Annotated in this window: 11 protein-coding genes and 2 pseudogenes; 7 read left to right on the forward strand and 6 right to left on the reverse strand. The window is 69.8% G+C overall.

Going from position 1 to position 17544, the window contains the following annotated elements:
- Positions 1 to 8 precede the first annotated feature (8 nt).
- Positions 9 to 119: pseudogene (locus ACY0MR_RS05695) on the reverse strand (IS5/IS1182 family transposase); the annotation flags it as partial.
- A gap of 60 nt (positions 120 to 179) precedes the next feature.
- Positions 180 to 1514 (reverse strand): YopA family protein, encoded by a 1335-nt coding sequence (locus ACY0MR_RS05700; protein WP_351850206.1) that lies wholly within the window; start codon positions 1512 to 1514, stop codon positions 180 to 182.
- Between the two features lie 522 nt (positions 1515 to 2036).
- Between ACY0MR_RS05700 and ACY0MR_RS05705 the strand changes: the two genes are divergently transcribed.
- From ACY0MR_RS05705 to ACY0MR_RS05715, 3 genes are all read left to right on the forward strand, one after another.
- Positions 2037 to 6470, forward strand: a complete 4434-nt coding sequence (locus tag ACY0MR_RS05705) for an AAA domain-containing protein (RefSeq protein ID WP_473559571.1) — start codon at positions 2037 to 2039, stop codon at positions 6468 to 6470.
- Entirely contained in the window at positions 6467 to 7306 is an 840-nt protein-coding gene (locus ACY0MR_RS05710) for a hypothetical protein (protein ID WP_351850210.1), read from the forward strand. The genes ACY0MR_RS05705 and ACY0MR_RS05710 overlap by 4 nt, the downstream gene beginning before the upstream one ends.
- A gap of 458 nt (positions 7307 to 7764) precedes the next feature.
- Positions 7765 to 9570 carry a zinc-ribbon domain-containing protein gene (locus ACY0MR_RS05715; protein WP_473559573.1) on the forward strand — a complete coding sequence of 602 codons (1806 nt, stop codon included), beginning with the start codon at positions 7765 to 7767 and terminating at the stop codon, positions 9568 to 9570.
- A 262-nt stretch (positions 9571 to 9832) separates the two neighbouring features.
- Here ACY0MR_RS05715 and ACY0MR_RS05720 read toward each other — a convergent pair.
- A pseudogene (locus ACY0MR_RS05720) lies at positions 9833 to 10180 on the reverse strand (MBL fold metallo-hydrolase); the annotation flags it as partial.
- Positions 10181 to 10214: 34 nt separating this feature from the next.
- Here ACY0MR_RS05720 and ACY0MR_RS05725 point away from each other — a divergent pair.
- Positions 10215 to 10679, forward strand: coding sequence for a transposase family protein (locus ACY0MR_RS05725; RefSeq protein WP_473559575.1), 465 nt, complete (start codon positions 10215 to 10217; stop codon positions 10677 to 10679).
- A gap of 409 nt (positions 10680 to 11088) precedes the next feature.
- Here ACY0MR_RS05725 and ACY0MR_RS05730 read toward each other — a convergent pair whose 3' ends face one another.
- Complete coding sequence (locus ACY0MR_RS05730; RefSeq protein ID WP_473559577.1) at positions 11089 to 12057, reverse strand: pirin family protein; 969 nt, start codon at positions 12055 to 12057, stop codon at positions 11089 to 11091.
- Positions 12058 to 12177: 120 nt separating this feature from the next.
- On the opposite strand from ACY0MR_RS05730, the gene ACY0MR_RS05735 reads away from it, so the two are divergent.
- From ACY0MR_RS05735 to ACY0MR_RS05745, 3 genes are all read left to right on the forward strand, one after another.
- Complete coding sequence (locus ACY0MR_RS05735) at positions 12178 to 12525, forward strand: tetratricopeptide repeat protein (protein WP_388795135.1); 348 nt, start codon at positions 12178 to 12180, stop codon at positions 12523 to 12525.
- A gap of 52 nt (positions 12526 to 12577) precedes the next feature.
- A complete protein-coding gene (locus ACY0MR_RS05740) occupies positions 12578 to 12982 on the forward strand; it encodes a DUF6153 family protein (protein ID WP_404078454.1) in 405 nt (134 codons plus the stop codon).
- A gap of 93 nt (positions 12983 to 13075) precedes the next feature.
- Entirely contained in the window at positions 13076 to 13732 is a 657-nt protein-coding gene (locus tag ACY0MR_RS05745; protein ID WP_404078451.1) for a DUF305 domain-containing protein, read from the forward strand.
- Positions 13733 to 14071: 339 nt separating this feature from the next.
- Here ACY0MR_RS05745 and ACY0MR_RS05750 read toward each other — a convergent pair whose 3' ends face one another.
- Positions 14072 to 15736 carry an amidohydrolase gene (locus ACY0MR_RS05750; protein ID WP_473559581.1) on the reverse strand — a complete coding sequence of 555 codons (1665 nt, stop codon included), beginning with the start codon at positions 15734 to 15736 and terminating at the stop codon, positions 14072 to 14074.
- A 219-nt stretch (positions 15737 to 15955) separates the two neighbouring features.
- The gene (locus ACY0MR_RS05755) at positions 15956 to 17371 is read right to left on the reverse strand and encodes a purine-cytosine permease family protein (protein ID WP_473559584.1); all 1416 of its coding nucleotides are present in this window, start codon (positions 17369 to 17371) and stop codon (positions 15956 to 15958) included.
- Positions 17372 to 17544: the final 173 nt, after the last annotated feature.

Genomic DNA, 17544 nt, shown 5'->3' on the forward strand with positions numbered 1-17544 from the left:
AACGACCTCTACCAAAGGCGTTGGACGTGTCGGTGGGTGATGAGGCAGGTGGCGAGGCCGAGGAAGGCTTCGTGGATGTCGTCGCGTCGTTCCCAGCGAACGCGCAGACGCCGGAAGCCACGACCGCAGGGGCCTCCAAGCCCGGAGAGAGCGCTGTCGGCTCCTGAAGGCTTGCGACCTCACGCCCATGGGACGGGCTCGGTCTCACCGACCCACCTGTTGGTCCTGGAGAGGTCCTGGTAGGAGCCGCGATAGCCGATCGAGCGGAGCACCAACAGCGCGAGGTAGTGGCGGGTCAGGAGCCAGGCGTCGGTGACCAGTCCTTTGACCCCGTAGACGGGCTCTTGCGTCTCCTTGGGATGCACAAGACGGTTACGGACTCGGGTGACGACGTCGGCGCCGTCCGCCGGCCGAGCGCCGTCTACCTGCTGTCTGGTCGCATAGGCAGCGGCTGCAGGCAGACGGTCTGCGCGCACCCTCAGATCGACCCCGGACTCCGTCAGGAGCGTACGCAGCTTGTCATGAGCCGGCCGTGCGCGGGATGCGTACTCGGCTTCCGTGAGCCGACCGCTAAGCACGAGTTCCTGCCACATCACATGCTCCAGTCCGGCAGCTCCACTCATGATCCGCTGTTCGACAAATCCTCGATCGACAATGGCAGTGATCGCGTACTGCATCTGCAGGCGAAGCGCCTGCCTCTTGCCGGGATCGCGGAAGGTGGGCAGGAGGCAGGCCAGCAGATCTGCCAAGGACTTCTGGTCTTCGGGGTACCACCAGCCGGAGCTGATGCGGCGTGCCGGGTCGCAGAGCATCGGGCCCCACTGGCCCCACACCGCATGCTCCTGGTCGTTCAGGCCGACGGGCAGGGCGGGGGCAACCCACCGGCCGAGCGCGAAGGACAGCCCCACGTGCAGAGCGCTGAGAACCGGGGTGACCTCGGCAGACGTGAACGTGGTTCCGTCCAGCCGACGGATCTCCATCACATGGGTCATGACGTAGACGTCGGCCTGGCGCACATCAGAGAAGACGGCCTCGTGGTCGGGGCGGACGTCGAGCGTGATCCTCCACCCGTCAGCCTCATACACACTGCGTCCGGCCGACACCAGTCGCGGCGCCCCCTCAGCAGCATGAGCCTCGAGGTGGGCTGATCCATGCCATCGGGGCAGATTGAACCAGTGGGCAACGACACGGTCGAGCGGGGCGGTGGGGTCTCCGTAGGAAGTGCCGTTGGACCAGCCGCTCACAGCGTCTCTGGCGGACACCGGTAGTTCGATGCCGAGGTCGAGCAGACTCAGCTCAGTCCTGTCCATAGAGGTGGGGTCATAGTCCTCGGTACGCAACCGCCACGAGATTCCGGGCTTCGGGGAGCAGTCGTACTGGACAACCCCGGGCACCTCAGCCCCGGCCGGTCCAATGGGTCCGTCGTAGAGGGTGATCGGCTCCCCTGGCGCATTGAAGGGGTAGACCGGCGCCAGGGGTTCCTCAGCCTTGAGCTCAGTTGACGAAGCAGACATGCGGCGGACTCTAGACGTTGCCACCGACATTGGCCGTGCAGTTCCGTCGGGCACTGCGCGGCTCCCCCTGCAAGCTCAGCTCTCCACAACGCGAGAAGGGCCGCAAAGGGAGGGCGGTGCAAGGACCTGAATCGCTACGCAACGGCCCCACGCTCTGCGCGGTCCCCTCAGAAGGGAGCCCATCGCCGTCCAATTACAGTGCGTTAATCCAGCCTATACAGTGTGTGGATCGCGCCATTCTCCCGGACCATGTTGTCGTGCCTCCTCGGTCACCCGATTCTGGAACGTTCGTCACCAGCTGAGGGGAGACAGGTAAAGGTGCCACGGTACGCCGCGAACAGCCCTGATGTCATCGGGCAGACCTCTGGGCTGATCGGCTTCTTGCGAGAGGTCGTCCAAAGCAGCCACCAGCGTCTACGGGACGACCGGCGTTCACGGGAGCGTTTGTGGCTCGCCAGTCTGCCGGCCTCTGTACGGCGCCCCGTTGACCGGCCCGACGGCGCCCTGCTCACCCTCGACCACGTGCCCCAGGCTGCCCCGCCGCCACTGCCGGAGGTGCTGGACGGCTGGGTGTCCCCTGAACTGTGCCGGGACGCGGACGGTGAGGATCCGCCGCTCGCGAGCGAGGGACCGGGGAAGGAGTTGGTGCGTACCGAGGACGGTCGCCAATGGCTGGAGGAGGCCGACGACCACAGCGTCCGCCGCGAGGACGCGGCCGAAGTGTTGCGGGCCTACGGACCGTGGCTGGCGCGGTGGCGACGCTGGGCCGAGCGGGAGCGCGCCGAGCGGGCCCTGCGGGAGCTGTACGAGCAGGTCTACCACTGGCACCAGAAACTGACCCAGCAGGACGACCAGCTCGAACTCGTCCTGGTCACAGGTCTGTTGACATGGAGTGACCCACGCGGCGACGCAGTCCATCGCCACATCCTCACCCACCGGGTGGAGACTTCGGTAGACCGCAAAACCGCCCGGCTCACTGTCCGGCTGACGGCCGAAGGAGCGGTACGGCTGGAGGACCAGGCGTTTCTCGACACCGACGACGGCTGGATCCCCGAGCGGTCGGCCGCGCTCGCCGAGGAGATCGCGGCCCAGTCGCTGCATCTCCTCGGCTCGGAAACCTTGGAGCACCTGGCCCAGTGGCAGGAACGCGTACTGCAGCGTCCTGTGACGTTCAGCGCCGAGTGGCAGCCTCCTCGCGAGCCGGAGCCGGGGGCTCGCCTCACGTATGCCCCGGCGTTGGTGTTGCGTCCCCGGGACCGAAACGCCCTGCTGAATTTCTATGAGCGGATCGCCGACAGCGTGGCTTCCGAGGCGCACGCGCCGTTGGCACTGGCACAGCTGGTGCTGCCCCTGGACGCGGAGGCTCGTGCGAACTGGGACGGGCGAGAGATCCCGCCCCTGTTCGGGGACGACCCGCTCTTCCCGGGCAAGACCAATGAACGCCAGCGCAGTGTGCTGCGGCGCCTGGAACACGACACCGGCGTGGTCGTGCAGGGTCCGCCAGGCACCGGCAAGACGCACACCATCGCCAACCTTGTCTCGGCATTGCTGGCCCAGGGGCAGAGGGTCCTGGTGACCAGCGCCCGGGACCAGGCCCTGACCGTCCTGCGGGACAAACTTCCTCCTGCCGTACGCGACTTGTGCGTCCTCCTTCTCAGCTCCGCCCGCCAGGACGGGACGGACGAACTGGAGCGGACGATCAACGCACTGACTGACCAGGTCGCTGCCAGCGATCCGGAGCAGCTGCGGGACGAGATCCGCCAACTTGCGGGGCAGCGCGAGGAGGTACGTGAACGGATTGCCACGCTCACCGAGGAGGTGATCTCACTGCGGGAGGCAGAGGTGTACCGGCACCCGGAGATCGCTCCAGGGTACGGGGGTGTTCTCGCCGTCATCGTGCAGCGCGTCCGCGACAACGCCGAGCACCACTCCTGGATCGGCCTGATTCCGGAGGGCGATCCGGCACCCTCCTTCCCGCCGCTGTCACCCGCTCAGGCAGCCGAACTGCTGAGCCTGCTGCGCGAGGGCGCCGCGGAACCCCGGGCCGGAGGTACTTTGCCGGATCCCGACACCCTCCCCTCCCCCGAGGACCTGAGTCAGGCTATTGAGGCGGGACGCATCACCGACGATGGCCTGTCCCTCGAGGCGGTCGGCATCCGCGACAGTCTCGCGCAACTCGACACCTCCGTCACCGACGAACTGGCCTCGCTCGCGCGCGATTGCCGTACGGCCCTGCACCACCTCGGCCTGCCGTCAAACGCCAAGCAGTGGGACACCGGCAAATGGACGACGAAAGCCCTGTCCGACCGCCTGTCACGCGAAAACTTCGCCATGTGGCGACAGGTGGACGCTCTCAACGACCAGCTCACCGGGGTATCACAGCAGCTGGAAGCCGTTGTCACACGGCGCGTGGTCCTGCCCCAGGCGCTCACGGGGCAGCAGGCCGACGCGTTCAGCACCGCCGGCGCTGCCCTGCGAACCCATCTCGCCGGGGGTGGCAGGCTACGCAAGCGCGGCAGCCTCCTGGCCTCGAAGGCTCAGAAGGATGCCCAGGACCTCCTCGACGTCTGCTCTGTCGACGGTCATTCGCCCAGTACGACGAGCGAACTCGACGCTGTCCTCGCGCACTTGCAGGCGCTCTCCATCGTGGACGCGATCGCGCACCGGTGGGCGCAGGTAGGCGCCCCCCTCTCCGACGGTCCTTTGGAACTCCGACTGGCGTCCTTGACGGAGGCGTACACGCGCCTGAGGCAGGTCGACGCCTTCGGTGCCGCCCGCGAGCGCATCGACGACGTCCTCGTCCGCCACGGCCTGCACATCGATCTCACCTCACGCATGGCCTGGCAGGACTTCGCCGAGGCACTGGCAGCGTTGTCGGATCGGCGGGCCGCGGACGAGGCGCTGATCCGACTGGCCTCGTGGGAGGAGCAGTTGCGTACCCCGTCGGAGGGTTCGCGTCCCGCCCCCGAGGCGCTGGCCGCAGCACACGCCATCCGGGAACAGGACACCGAGCGCTATTCCAAGGAACTTGACGCGTTGCGGGAGGCGCATCGGCGCGAGCACCGCCAGCGACGATGCGCTGTGCTCCTGGACAGTCTGCGCCGGGCACACCCGCTGCTCGCGGACCAGCTGACGGAGGATTCCGACAACCCAACCTGGGAAAAGCGGCTGGGCTCCCTGGCCGAGGCATGGGCCTGGGCGACGGCCTCCGCGTTCGTGAAGCGCCTACGCACGCCGGGTAGGGAACGTCAGCTGGAAGGCGAGTTGGGTGAGTGCGAGCGCCGTCTGGAGGCGCTGACCGGCGATCTTGCGGCCGCATGGGGCAGGTTGCACTGCCTGGAGCGCATGACGCAGGAGCAGCGTTCGGCGCTGCAGGCATACCGCAATCACATGGCTTCGTACGGCAAGGGCAAGGGGCGCAACGCGGGCCGCTACCGTGCCGCAGCGCACGACGCCATGCGGACGGCGCAGGGAGCGGTGCCCGCATGGGTGATGCCCATCTCTCAGGTGGCGGAGATGGTGTCGCCCAAGCGCGACGTCTTCGACGTCGTCATCGTCGATGAAGCCAGCCAGGCCGGCATGGACGCGCTGTTCCTGCTGTGGCTCGCTCCCCGCGTGATTGTCGTTGGTGACGACAAGCAGTGCGCGCCTCCGGTCAGCGGCATGGGCCGGCTCCAGGCGATCCAGGACCGGCTCCTCACGCACCTGCCGGATATGCCGCCCATGCTGCGCCAGCTCTACACCCCTGCCACCAATCTCTACCAGCTGCTGTCCACGTTCTTCCCGAAGGTGATCCGGCTGGAAGAGCACTTCCGCTGCATGCCCGAGATCATCGGCTGGTCCTCCCGGACCTTCTACAACGACAAGCTGCAACCACTTCGACAGTTCGGCGGTGAGCGCCTCGACCCGCTCGTGACGCACTTCGTCGACGGAGCCGTCACCCAGGGCCGCGACAGCCGCCTACGCAATCCCAAGGAAGCCGAGGCCGTTGCCGACTGCCTGGCCCGGCTGGTCGAGGATCCCGCCTACCAGGACAAGACCATGGGCGTCATCGCCCTGCAGGGCCCGGTGGGGCAGGTCAAGCTGCTGGAACAGCTGATCAACGAGAGGATTCCGGCGCCGGTACGCGAACGCCACCAGATTCGGGTGGGCAATCCCGCCTCGTTCCAGGGAGACGAGCGACACGTCATCCTGCTGTCGATGGTGGCGACGAACCCGCCACGCATTGCGGGTGGTGCGCGCAGTGAACGGCAGGCGTACAACGTCGCCGCTTCCCGGGCTCAGGACCAGATGCGGCTGTTCTACTCGATTCCGCCGGACCGCCTGAAGAACGAAGACCTCCGGTTCAATCTCCTCGCTTACATGGAGAACCCGCCCGCCGTTCTGGCGACCGCCGACCAGATCGGCGATGTCTCGGCGGAGATCCCACGGGATCCGTTCGAGTCCCTCTTCGAGCAGCAGGTCTACCTGCGCCTGAAGGCACGCGGCTACCACGTCATCCCGCAGTTCCCCGCTGGGAACAGGCGCATCGACCTCGTGGTGGTGGGTGCCCGCAGCCGTCTGGCGGTGGAATGCGACGGCGACCGATTCCACTCCACGCCCGGGCAGATCCGGCGCGACCAACGACGCGATCGTGAACTCCAGCGGGTGGGCTGGACGTTCTGGCGTATCCGAGAGAGCGAGTTCCGCTTCGACCCCGACGAGTCACTGACCGGGCTGTGGGCGGAGCTGAACCGGCTGGGCATCCATCCGGCCACCTTCGACGACGCCCGCTCCCTCACACCATCCACCGCGCCCTCCGCTGTGCAGTGGACCCCGCTCGACCTCTCCTCCGACGAGGACCTGACCGAGGACACGGCGGAAGCCGCGGACACCACCGACGCAGCAGATCCCCTCGCTGTCCTGCAAACGGCCGAGGACGAGGAACTCGAAGACATCACGGAAGGTTCGGCATGACCCCGCACTCCCCTCTCGGCATCCTGGACGCCAACACCCTGGAGGAACTGGCCCGCGTCATCTGCGGCGACGAACACCTCTACTACCGCAAGGGCTACGAGATCGCCCGGTTCCTGGAACACGCCGGCTGGCAGCGCGTGCCGGAGTACGACGGCGAGTACCGCATGGAGTGGGCCCTCGCACAGCTCACCGGGCGCCGCGAGGACCCCACCGAGCTGGAGAGGGTCCTTCTCCGGCTCGCTGACCCACGCGAGTACCTCGACGAGCCCGAACAACTCCCCGCCGTCATCTCCGCCGTCAACGCCTTCCTCATCCATGAGGGCGTACGCCTGGAGAACCCCGGCGGCCGCCCCCGCCTCGTCGCCTGTGACCCCTCTCTCGCCCATCCGGGCAGCCAGGGCCCAGTCGAACTCCGAGCTACCATGACCGACCTCATCACGGACAAGAACATGGCCGGCCTCCTCCAACACCGCCTGGACGAGGCCCACACCTGCTACGCCAACGGCGCCCACGTGGCCGCCATCATCATGCTCGGCAGCCTCCTCGAAGGCGTCCTCGTCCACGTCGTTCACGAGCGTGACGCTTCCCTGCTCGGCCGCACCTCCCCCGACAGGGTGAGCCTGGATTCCCTGATCAAGACCTGTCACGACGCCGGCTGGATCGGGGCCGACGTCGAACGCTTCTGCCACGAGCTACGCAAGTACCGCAACTTCGTGCATCCGCGCGCTGAGATCCGGGAAGCTCACGCCCCGGACCGCGACACCCTGGACATGTGCTGGCCCGTGGTCAACGCGGTTCTGAACGACCTCGCCGACTCCCAGCCGAAGGCAGTCTGATCGTCCGGACCGCACCGTCCCGTGCTCAGGCTCGTCTGACGAGCCTGAGCACGGGACTGCCGTCTGGCGCACCCAGCAGCTCCCGCACTCACGTCCGCTGATGCGGCCTAACCGCATGACCACCACCACTGCAGTCACTCTCCCCCAGGAGCGACAGCACACGGCCTACTCTTCCCGACGCATCTGGGTCAGGCACGGCATCGCCCACCTCAAGAACCGGCGGGCGCTGACCCGTCCCCCTCGGCCGCCGCGATCACATGAGTGACATAGTCCAGGCCGTCGCCGGCCTGCTCTCCCACCAGCAGACTGTGGCTCTGGGCCCTCAATGGCCGAGGTGAGCATCGGTGCCACCGAGGCTCTCGACCTCTCGCCGCTAACCATGCACCAGCTCGTTGCCAAACCATCGGCAACGAGCTGTTCTCGTGCCGTTGAAGTCGCCGACCTGCGAAAATCCTTACATGAGTTCCACGTTGCCCCGTAAGTCGCCCCAACTGTGCTCCGAGCCGGACTGCGGGCAGCCTGCTGCATTCTCCACACGCACGAAAAGCACCTGGTGCGACACTCACATCACGCACATGCTGCGTGAGGGCGGCCTGGAGCCGCTGGAGCCCTTCACGAAGCCGAAAGCGTGGCGGCTGACCCGATGCCTGGCATGCGGCTGCGAGGCGCACTACCGCTTCGAGTACACCCTGGAAAAGAACACGTACGGGGAAGCGACGTGCCGGGCCTGCTACTGGCGGCAGTGGGCGCGCAAAGCTCGGCAGGCCATGGGCGCGTACGTGGACCTGAGCCCGGTTCCCGAGGTCAAGGCGCGGGAGCACGCCGAGAAGAACGGATACGACTACCTCAGCGCACTGACCAGCCCCTCCTTCTCTGACGACCCGCACCATGTCCGGTGCCGGTACTGCGGTCGTGTGAGCGCCGAGCGACTCGGGGACATCGGGTTCGGCTGCCAGTGCCAGATCAACCCTCGGCGTGAGCGGCAGACGACGAAGCGCGCCGGGGCCAAGCAGCGCAACCTCCTCAAGGACAGCGAACTGCCCGTCCTCGACTGGTGGGACCATGAGGAGAACGACACCGCCACCTGGGAAACCGTCACCGTCAAGGCTCTGCGGGAAGCGGCCTGGCGCTGCCCCGACTGCGGACTGCAGTTCAGGAAACGGATCCTCGACATGGTCAACATGAGCAAGTGTCCGGAGTGCGAACCGAAGCGACGCGCCGAATGGAAAGCGCAGCACGCCCGCTACCAGACCACGCCGGTCGCAGACATACCCGAACTACTCGCCGCCTGGGACGATGACGCGGATCCCCGCATCGTGATGGTCGCGGACTACCAGCGGCGCCAGCTACGCTGCCCACGAGGGCACCGCCCTCGCCAGTCGCCGCTTACGTATCTGCGTAACGGCTGCCCGTCCTGCCGCGGCCAGGACACACGCGCGACGCGTCTCGAGGCAGTCGAGGCCGATCCCGATGCCTTCGGACTCAACACCGAAATCGCCGCACAGTGGCACCCGGCCAAGAACGGCAAGACTCAGTTGTCGAAGGTGTCGCCCCGTTCACGCAAGCTCGTGTGGTGGCGGAATGAAGACTGCGGCCATGAATGGCAGGAGACACCGGCCCGCCGGGAGCAGGGCCAACGTCTACGCTGCCCGGAATGCCGCACCATCCTCGACTCGCTCGCCTACCACTTCCCTGATCTGGCGGAGGAATGGTCGCCCACCAATCCTCTGTCCGCGTGGCAGGTGCGGCCCACCGCCCAGACCTCGTTCACACCGGCCTGGATCTGCTCCGCGAACCCGGATCACACATGGGAGGCTCCCCTGCCCTCACGGGCGAACGGCAGCGGCTGCCCCGAGTGCCGAGAGCACGGTAAGTCCCGTATAGAGCTTGATCACTGGTCCGCTGCTGAGCGGGCCTTCGGCCGGGCGTCGTCTGGCCAGTCGATACAACATGAGGCATTCACCCGGCGCGCGAACTGGCTCGTCGACATCACGGTTGAGACATTCGAGGAGCACAAGCTGGCCATCGAATACGACGGTTCCTACTGGCACGCGGGCAAGGTCGATCTCGACATCGAGAAGTCCCGCGATCTGCTAGCGGCCGGATACCTGGTGGCCAGGCTACGCGAGCATCCTCTGCCGCCGCTGCCGATCGACAATCCGAACTACGCGGAGTTTGTGGTGTACTCGGCGATGCCTACGCCGGGCGAGACGATCCAGCGAGTGAGGGAGTGGGCGAGCAGGCGACCAGGGCCACGGTGCTGAGGCGTGATTAGGGTGAGGTGACTGCCAGCGCCTCACCCGATATCCAGCCTGCTTCATCTGCAGGCTCAGCCCTCCACGATGCGTGTTCGGACGACAACCGCAGACGAACCCGCTCTGGTCGGCAAGGGCACGAACCGCGGCGCGCACACCGAAGGCTCCCGCCGAGACGGGCCGTCCAGAGCGCGCACCACACGATCACGCTCCTCGGCCGAGAGGCGAGCCAGCAGGGCCACGACCCTGCCCAGCTCATCCTCACCCGACGTCACCGATCACCCGCAAGGTCGAGATCCCGCTCGGACGCATCGACAGGAGCCCGCTCCGGCTTCGGCCGGCGCCACGGACGAGCGATCGGCTGAGACACCCCACGCCACCAAGCATCCGCCGGCAGCTTCCCCGCCGGCTCGAACGGCTCACCGGGACAGGGGAACGCCACCGCCTGCCCCGCCTCCTCAGCCGCGTCCTTCGTCCACTCCCCCGGCTCCGCCCACGGATGCGGCGCCAGGTTGAAGGTCCCCCAGTGAATCGGCAGCATCACACCGGCCGGAGCACCTCCCTGCAGGTCAAGATGGGCCTGGACCCCCAGCGCAGGCGTCATGTGAATGTCTGGCCACGCCCCAGGCATCGGCGTATAGTCCGTGTGGTTCTTGGGGAAGAACAAGCAGAACGCCGTCAAGACCATGGTCCTCACCGACGAAGACGGACGGCTTCTGTTCAGCAGCCCGACCGCACCCGGAAGCTGCGCGGACATCACCCACGCCCGCCAGTTGGGGCTGGTCAAGCTCCTGGCGGACGGTCCAGCGGTGGAGGTCCTCGCGGACGCCGGTTACCAGGGTCTGGGCGCTCAGACCGGCGGACGTGTGGTGACGCCACCGCACCGCAAGTTCAAGAAGAACGCCCCGGACTGGTACGAGGAAATGCACGAGCGGCAGCGCAAAGCGCATTCCTCCCGCCGCATCCGGGTCGAGCACGGCATCGCCCACCTGAAGAACTGGCGGGCACTGGCCCGCCGCCTCGGCCGCCGCGAGCACATGAGCGACACGGTCCAGACCGTCGCTGGCCTGCTATCCCACCAGCAGACCGCAGACCTGAGCCCTCAACGACAGAGGTGAGAACCGGCCCCGCCCCAGCCTTCGACGTCTCACCGCTTACTGTGCACGAGCTCGTTAGGGCTGGGGCAACGCCTAACGTCGAGCCGAGCAGGCCGGCCGACCAGCCGGAACAGACGTACCACCACGCCCCGCCAGGCCATGGCCACGCAGGTTACGGTGCCGAGACCGGCATGTTGCCACTGTCTGCGCTACACCGCCAGGACACCTGATGAACCGTCAGTAAAGTCAGCAAAAGGTCAGCATTCAGCTGACCAGACCTGCTCGCACCCGAGCACACCCTGGAAGTGCACCCACCGACTGCACGACTGCGGAAGGGGCTGCGATACGCGCCCTCCCTCAGTCGCGACGGCAGCCCCGGCGGAGCCAAGCAGCCCTCGACCTTGAATCGACGCAGAAGAGAAAACCCAGGTCAGCGCACCCGCCCCCGCGCCTTCAGCTGCGTCGCCGGGACCTCCGGCGCGTCCAGCCGGTCGCCGTTGTAGCCCTTCACCTCGCCGAAGCGGTCGCCCGTCATCCAGTCCTCGCGGGCCTGGCGGATCTCCTCGTCCGTGCGGCCGACGAAGTTCCACCACATGACGATCTCCTCCTCGAACGGCTCGCCGCCGAGGAGCATCAGCCCGGCGGCGGAGTCGGCGCGCAGCGGCAGCTCGGTGCGGCCGCAGCCGAGGTAGAGCATGGAGCCGGGGAGGACCGGGACGCCGTCGACGTGCACCTCTCCCGACATGGCGAGGACCGCGTACTCGAAGTCGGGGTCCAGCGGGAGGCGGGCGTCGGTGCCTGGGGCGAGCGCGAGGTCGGCGCCGACGATCGGGGTGTACGTGGTGCCCGGCGAGCGGGCTCCGTCGAGCTCGCCGAGGACGACCGTGGCCGTGAGGCCGCCGCCGCCCGCGATCCGGGGCAGGTCGGCGTGGTGCTGGAAGTGCGGCTCCACGTGGCGGTGGGCGTCGGGGAGGGCCACCCAGAGCTGCGCGCCGTGCAGGAACCGGGCGTGCGGCCGCGGGCTCTCCTCCGAGTGGGAGATGGCCCGGCCCGAGGTCATCAGGCCGAGCTCGCGCGGCCGGATGGTCTGGAGGCTTCCGGTGGAGTCCCGGTGCAGGACCTCGCCGTCGTGGAGCCAGCTGACGGTCTGCAGTCCCATGTGGGGGTGCGGCGGCACCTGCATGCCGGGTTCGTCGGCGATGTCGTCGGGCCCGTAGTGGTCGACGAACGCCCAGGCGCCGACCATCCGGCGGCCCAGGTTCGGGAGGAGCCGGCGGACCTCGGTCGACTCGCCGAGCCGGACGTGGCGGGGGCTGAGGAGTTCCCGTACCGGCTCGGCGACGACGAACCCGCGGCCGCCGCACACGGTCAGCGCTGCCTGGCGATCAAGATTGCTCATGCTCAACCTGTTCCTGTCCGGAGACGGCCACCCTCGTGGAATGTTCAACCATCTCGGTGTGTTGACCTGGTCGACCACCCCACAGGGTGGCAGATCCGGGCCTCGGGAAGGGGCGGGCAAGTGAGCGACACGTACTACGAGTTCGGAACGGCCGGCGAGCGCTGGGACCGCGCCCGGCTCTTCTTCGACGCGAAGGAGTACGGAACGGCCGTGCGCATCCTCACCGGCCTGGTCGAGGAGCACCCGGAGCAGACGGCCCAGCGCCTCCTCCTCGCGCGGGCCTACTACCACTCCGCCCAGCTCACCCGGGCCGAGACCGAGCTGCGGGCCGTCCTGGACCGCGACCCGGTCGAGCACTACGCGCGGCTGATGCTCGGCCGCACCCTGGAGCGCCTGGGGCGCGCGGACGAGGCCGCGCCGCACCTGCGGATGGCCGCGGCGATGGCGGGCGAGACACCGCGGGTCTGACGCGGTCCTGATACCCCCGTCCGGTATATTCGGCGGCCGGGAGGTCCTGACCGTGCGTGCACACCGAGCGGAACGACGCAGGCGGGCGGAGGGTGCCCTGGCGCACCTTCTGCTCGTCGTCGTGCTCGCGCTCGGGGTGTTCCTCATGCATGCCGTCGGCCACCCCGAGGGGGCCGGCGGCGGTACGGCGAGCGGCTCGTCGACCGCGGCCCACCACTCCGCCGCACCCCAGGGCGATGACGGCGCCCGCCACGAGCCGGGTCCGTCGACGGACATGACCACCCTGTGCGTGGCCGTCCTCGCCGGCTGGCTGTTCGCGGGGCTCCTCCGGGCCGCGCTCGGCCGCCGTGCCGACTGGCTCGCCCTGCTGGTCGCGCGGCTGCTGCCCGCGCGGGCGCCGCACGCGCCCCCGCCCCGCCCCCCTGACCTCGCCCTGCTGTCCGTCCTGCGGATCTAGACCGACCGACCCGCGGGCGCCGTCTCGCGCGCCCGGTGAACGTCTCGGCCTGCCCCCATCCGTATGCACGACCAGCACCACGAGGTAGCACCCATGCGTTCCTTCACCCACCGCACCGCCGGGAAGATCGCTCTCGCCGGCGCCGCCGGCGCGACCGCGCTCCTGCTCACCGCCTGCGGCGCGGACGACGGCAAGAGCGGCACGGACCACGGCGGCGCGGCCTCCACGGCCTCCGCCGCCCCCTCCGCCACGGCGTCCGCCTCCGGTGGCGCGGCCGCCGCTCCCGGCCCCTTCAACGACGCGGACGTGATGTTCGCGCAGATGATGATCCCCCACCACGAGCAGGCCCTGGAGATGGCCCGGCTGGCCGACGGCCGGGCCCAGGACCCCGAGGTCAGGAAGCTGGTCACCGCGATCGAGCGGGCCCAGGACCCGGAGATCCGGAAGATGAGGGCCTGGCTCGCGGGCTGGGGCAGGCCCGAGTCCGCCGGCCACGGCTCCGGCGGCGGCCACGGCATGGCCGGGATGATGTCCGAGCAGGACATGAAGTCCCTCGCCGCGGCCGAGGGCGTGGCCTTCGACCGCAGGTTCGCCGAGCTGATGATCGCCCACCACGACGGCGCCGTCGCCATGGCGAAGGACGAGCAGCGCGGCGGCGAGAACCCCACCGCCAAGGCGCTCGCCGACGACGTCGTACGGACCCAGTCCGCGGAGGTCACCGCACTCCGGAAGATCCTCGACCGGCTCTGACCCGGACGCCGTCCCCGCGAGCGGAAACCTCGCGACCGCCACCGAACCGGTCGCCGACCCGCGGGGACGGCCCTCGACCGGCCGCGAGCGCGCCGCGGCGCGGAAGGTCCGCGCGGCGACGGCGGGGCTCACTCCCGGAGGACCGCCCGGCGACGGCGGGGCTCACTCCCGGAGGACCGCCCGGCGACGGCGGGGCTCACTCCCGGGCGGCCCGTCCGTCGGCCCGGCTCCCCTGAGGGCCCGGGCCGCGCGGGGCCCGCCGTCTCCGGGGCGTCCTCGCGTCCGTCGCGGGGCCGCCGCCCGGCGCGGGCGCCCCGGGCCCTCCCCCGTGTCCCTGCGTCAGCGCCGCACGACCACCTCGCCGCCCACCACGACCGTCTCCGCCACCGTGCCGGGGATCTGCTCCGGGGGCACGCGCAGGATGTCGCGGGAGAGGACGACGAAGTCGGCGAGCTTGCCCACGGTCAGCGAGCCGCGCTCGTGCTCCAGGAAGTTGGCGTACGCCGAACCCATCGTGTAGCCCTCGACCGCGGTCTCGACGTCGATCGTCTCCCCCGCCGTCCACGCCTCCCCGCCGCCGGGCGGCCGGCGGGTCACGGCGGCGTGGATGCCGACCATCGGGTCCATCTCGGCCACGTTCCAGTCGCTGGAGAGGGCGAGCACCGCGCCCGCCTCGCTCAGGCTGCGCAGCGGCCAGGCCTTGTGCCAGCGGCCGGGGCCGACGTTCTCGGCCCAGTCCTGGCCCGGGCCCGCGATGTCCGGGGCCGCGTGGCGGGGCTGCATGCAGGCCACCACGCCGAGCTCCGCGAAGCGGGGGGTGTCGGCCGGGTCGAGGCACTCGACGTGGACGACCTGGTGGCGCGCGTCGCGCGGTCCGTTGGCGGCGCGGGCCCGCTCGACGGAGTCCAGCACGGTCCGGATGCCCCGGTCCCCGGTGGCGTGCACGAAGCACTGGAAGCCGCGCGCGTCGAGCCGGGTGAGCAGCTCGGCGAACTCCTCGGGCGGGTAGAAGGTGTCGCCGCGGTGGTGGGAGCAGCCCGCGTACGGCTCCAGGAGGGCGGCGGTACGGGGTTCCACGACGTCGTCGATGTACAGCTTGAGCGGTCCGACCCGCAGCCGGTCGTCCGCGAACCGCTCGGCCGCGTCCCGGAACTCGTCCAGGTCGGCGTCGGTGGTGCCGCGCGGGTGGAAGAGCGCGGCGACGATCCGGGAGCGCAGCTGGCCCTCGGCACGGGCGCGCTGGAAGAGGGCGAGGTCGTCGAGGGAGTTCTGGGGTTCGACGACGGTGGTGATGCCGAAGCCGATGGCGTCGTCGAGGCTCTTCGCGAGCCGGCCGTACTGCCGGTCCGGCGAGGCCCACGGAAGGCCGAGTTCGCGCAGGGCGCGGTGGCCTTCGCGGGAGAGTCCCTTGATGGCGAAGTCCTTGACGAAGCCGGTGGGCTCACCGGTCTCCGGGTCGGTGACCGCCCGCCCGAAGGGCAGCTCGGTGCGGTCGCGGTCGACCCCGAGCCTGCGGAGGGCGGCGGTGTTGAGCCAGGCGGTGTGGACGTCGTAGCTGAGGACGAGGGCGGGGGTGTCGCCGGTGGCCGGGTCCAGGTCGGCGGCGGTGGGCATCCGCCCGTCGGGGACGGCGGAGTAGTCGAAGGCCTCGGCCTCGATCCACTCGGCGTCGGGGTGCGCGGCGTGCCAGGTGCGGATGCGCTCGTGGATCGCGTCGAGCGTGCGGGCTCCGGCGAGCTGGACGCAGGCGTCGTCGGAGCCGAGGCGGACGTGGTTGTGGGCGTCGATGAACCCGGGCAGGACGAGGCGCCCGCCGGCGTCGACGACCTGGGTGCCGGGCCCCGCCCAGGCGTCCGCCTCCGCGTCGGAGCCGATCCAGACGATCCGGCCGTCGTGGACGGCGAGGGCCTCGGCCTCCGGCAGCGCGGGGTCGACGGTGTGGATCCGGGCGCCGGTGAGGAGGAGGTCGGCCGGGGCGGGGGACGGGGCGGTGGTGCGGTTCATGCGGGGTGACTCCGTGACGTGCGGTCGAGGGGTGTTCGTGCGGTGTCGGGGGCGCCGGCGGTCCCGGCGGGGGGGGGTGCGCGGCGCCTCGGGATGCGGATGGGGGGGCGTACGGGCCGGTCTCCGGGGCCGCGGCGGGTGGCGGGCAGGGGTTCGGCCCGTACGGGTACGGCCGAGGGGACGGCCAGGAGGTCGGCCCGGGGCTGGGGCGGCCGGGCTTCAGGCCCGGATCGGCCGGACCGTCCGGCGGGCGAGGAGCACGTACACGAGGGCCGAGACCGCCGCGCCGAGCAAGGTGAGGTCCGCGCCGCCGAGGGGGGCGACGAGCGGGCCGGTCCAGAGTTCGGAGTCGCAGGTCAGCGCCGAGAAGAGCAGGCCCGCGAGGAGGGCGGCCAGGCCGGGCGGGTGCCAGCCGGAGCGGTACCAGTAGGCCCCGCCGGTGCTCGCGTGCAGTCCGGCGGAGTCGTACGTGCAGCGCCGGAGCACCATGTCGGCGAGGAAGACCCCGCCCCAGGGGGCGAACACGATGATCAGCAGGGAGAGGAAGGAGAGGAGCGAGGTGGTGAAGTCGGTGAGGAAGAGCGCACCGAGGGAGCCGGCGGCGGTGACCCCGGCGCTGATCACGATGGCGCGGGCGCGGCTCCAGGGGATGCCGAGGACCTGGAGGTTCAGGCTCGACGAGTAGAGGGTGATGATCGAGTTGGTGACGGAGCCGCCCAGGACCAGGGCGAGGAAGAGCGGCTGGAACCAGCCCGGGAGGAGGCTCTCGGTGCCGGCGACAGCGTCGGTCATGTCGACCTGGGTCGCGGCGGCCACCCCGGCGACGCCGAGGGCGACGGAGGAGACGAATCCGCCGAGGGCTCCGCTCCAGGTCAGCGCCTTGAGTGAGGTCGTGCGGGGCAGGTAGCGGGTGTAGTCGGCGGGCATGGGGAGGTAGGAGAAGGGGCCGGCGAGCATCACGACGAAGGCGAGGCTCCAGCTGGCGGCGCCGGGTGCGGCGGCGGGCGCGGAGGTGTCGGCGCCCGGCAGGACGAGGAGGAGCAGGGCGGCGAAGCCGACGGCGAGGACGTAGGCCATCCAGCGTTCGGCGAACTGGACGGTGGCGTGGCCCCAGAGGGCGACGGCGAAGGTCAGGGCGAGGGTGATGCCCAGGGCGAGGGCCCGGGCGGTGGAGCCGCCGCTCCAGCCGAGGTCGGCGAAGAAGGCTTCGAGGGCGAGGGTGCCCACCACCGTGTTCACGATGGTGTAGCCGATGCTCACGACCCAGTTCAGGAGTCCGGCCGGCCAGTTGCCGCGCCGGCCGAAGGCCGCGCGGGAGATGACGAGGGTGGCGGTGCCGGTGCGCACCCCGCTCAGGCCGGCGGCTCCGATGGCGAAGAAGGCCAGGCCGCCGAGGACGACGACGGCGGTGGCCTGCCAGAAGGAGAGCCCGAAGGCGACGGCGAGGGCGCCGTTGATGACGTAGGTGAAGGTGAGGTTCGAGCCGAACCAGAGCCAGAAGACGTCCTTGGCGCCGCCGTGCCGTTCGGCGTCGGGGATGGGGTCGATCCCGTGCTCCTCGACCTGGAACACCTCGTCCCGGGCCGTGGCCGCCGCGGGTTCCGCGGTCCCGGGCGTCGTCTCGTGTCCGAGCACACCGCACCTCCTGTCGTGAACGCTGCCTCGGTGCGCGGCCGGGGCGCTGCCTCGACCACACCTTGAATGACGTTCTAAGTTCTTGAATGACATTCAAGATGTGCGATGAGTTCCGGCCGCGTCAAGACCCCCGGCGGTTGCGATTAAGGTCGATCCGGCAGAGGCAGGGCGGA

The sequence above is a fragment of the Streptomyces sp. JN8 genome (assembly GCF_055808075.1).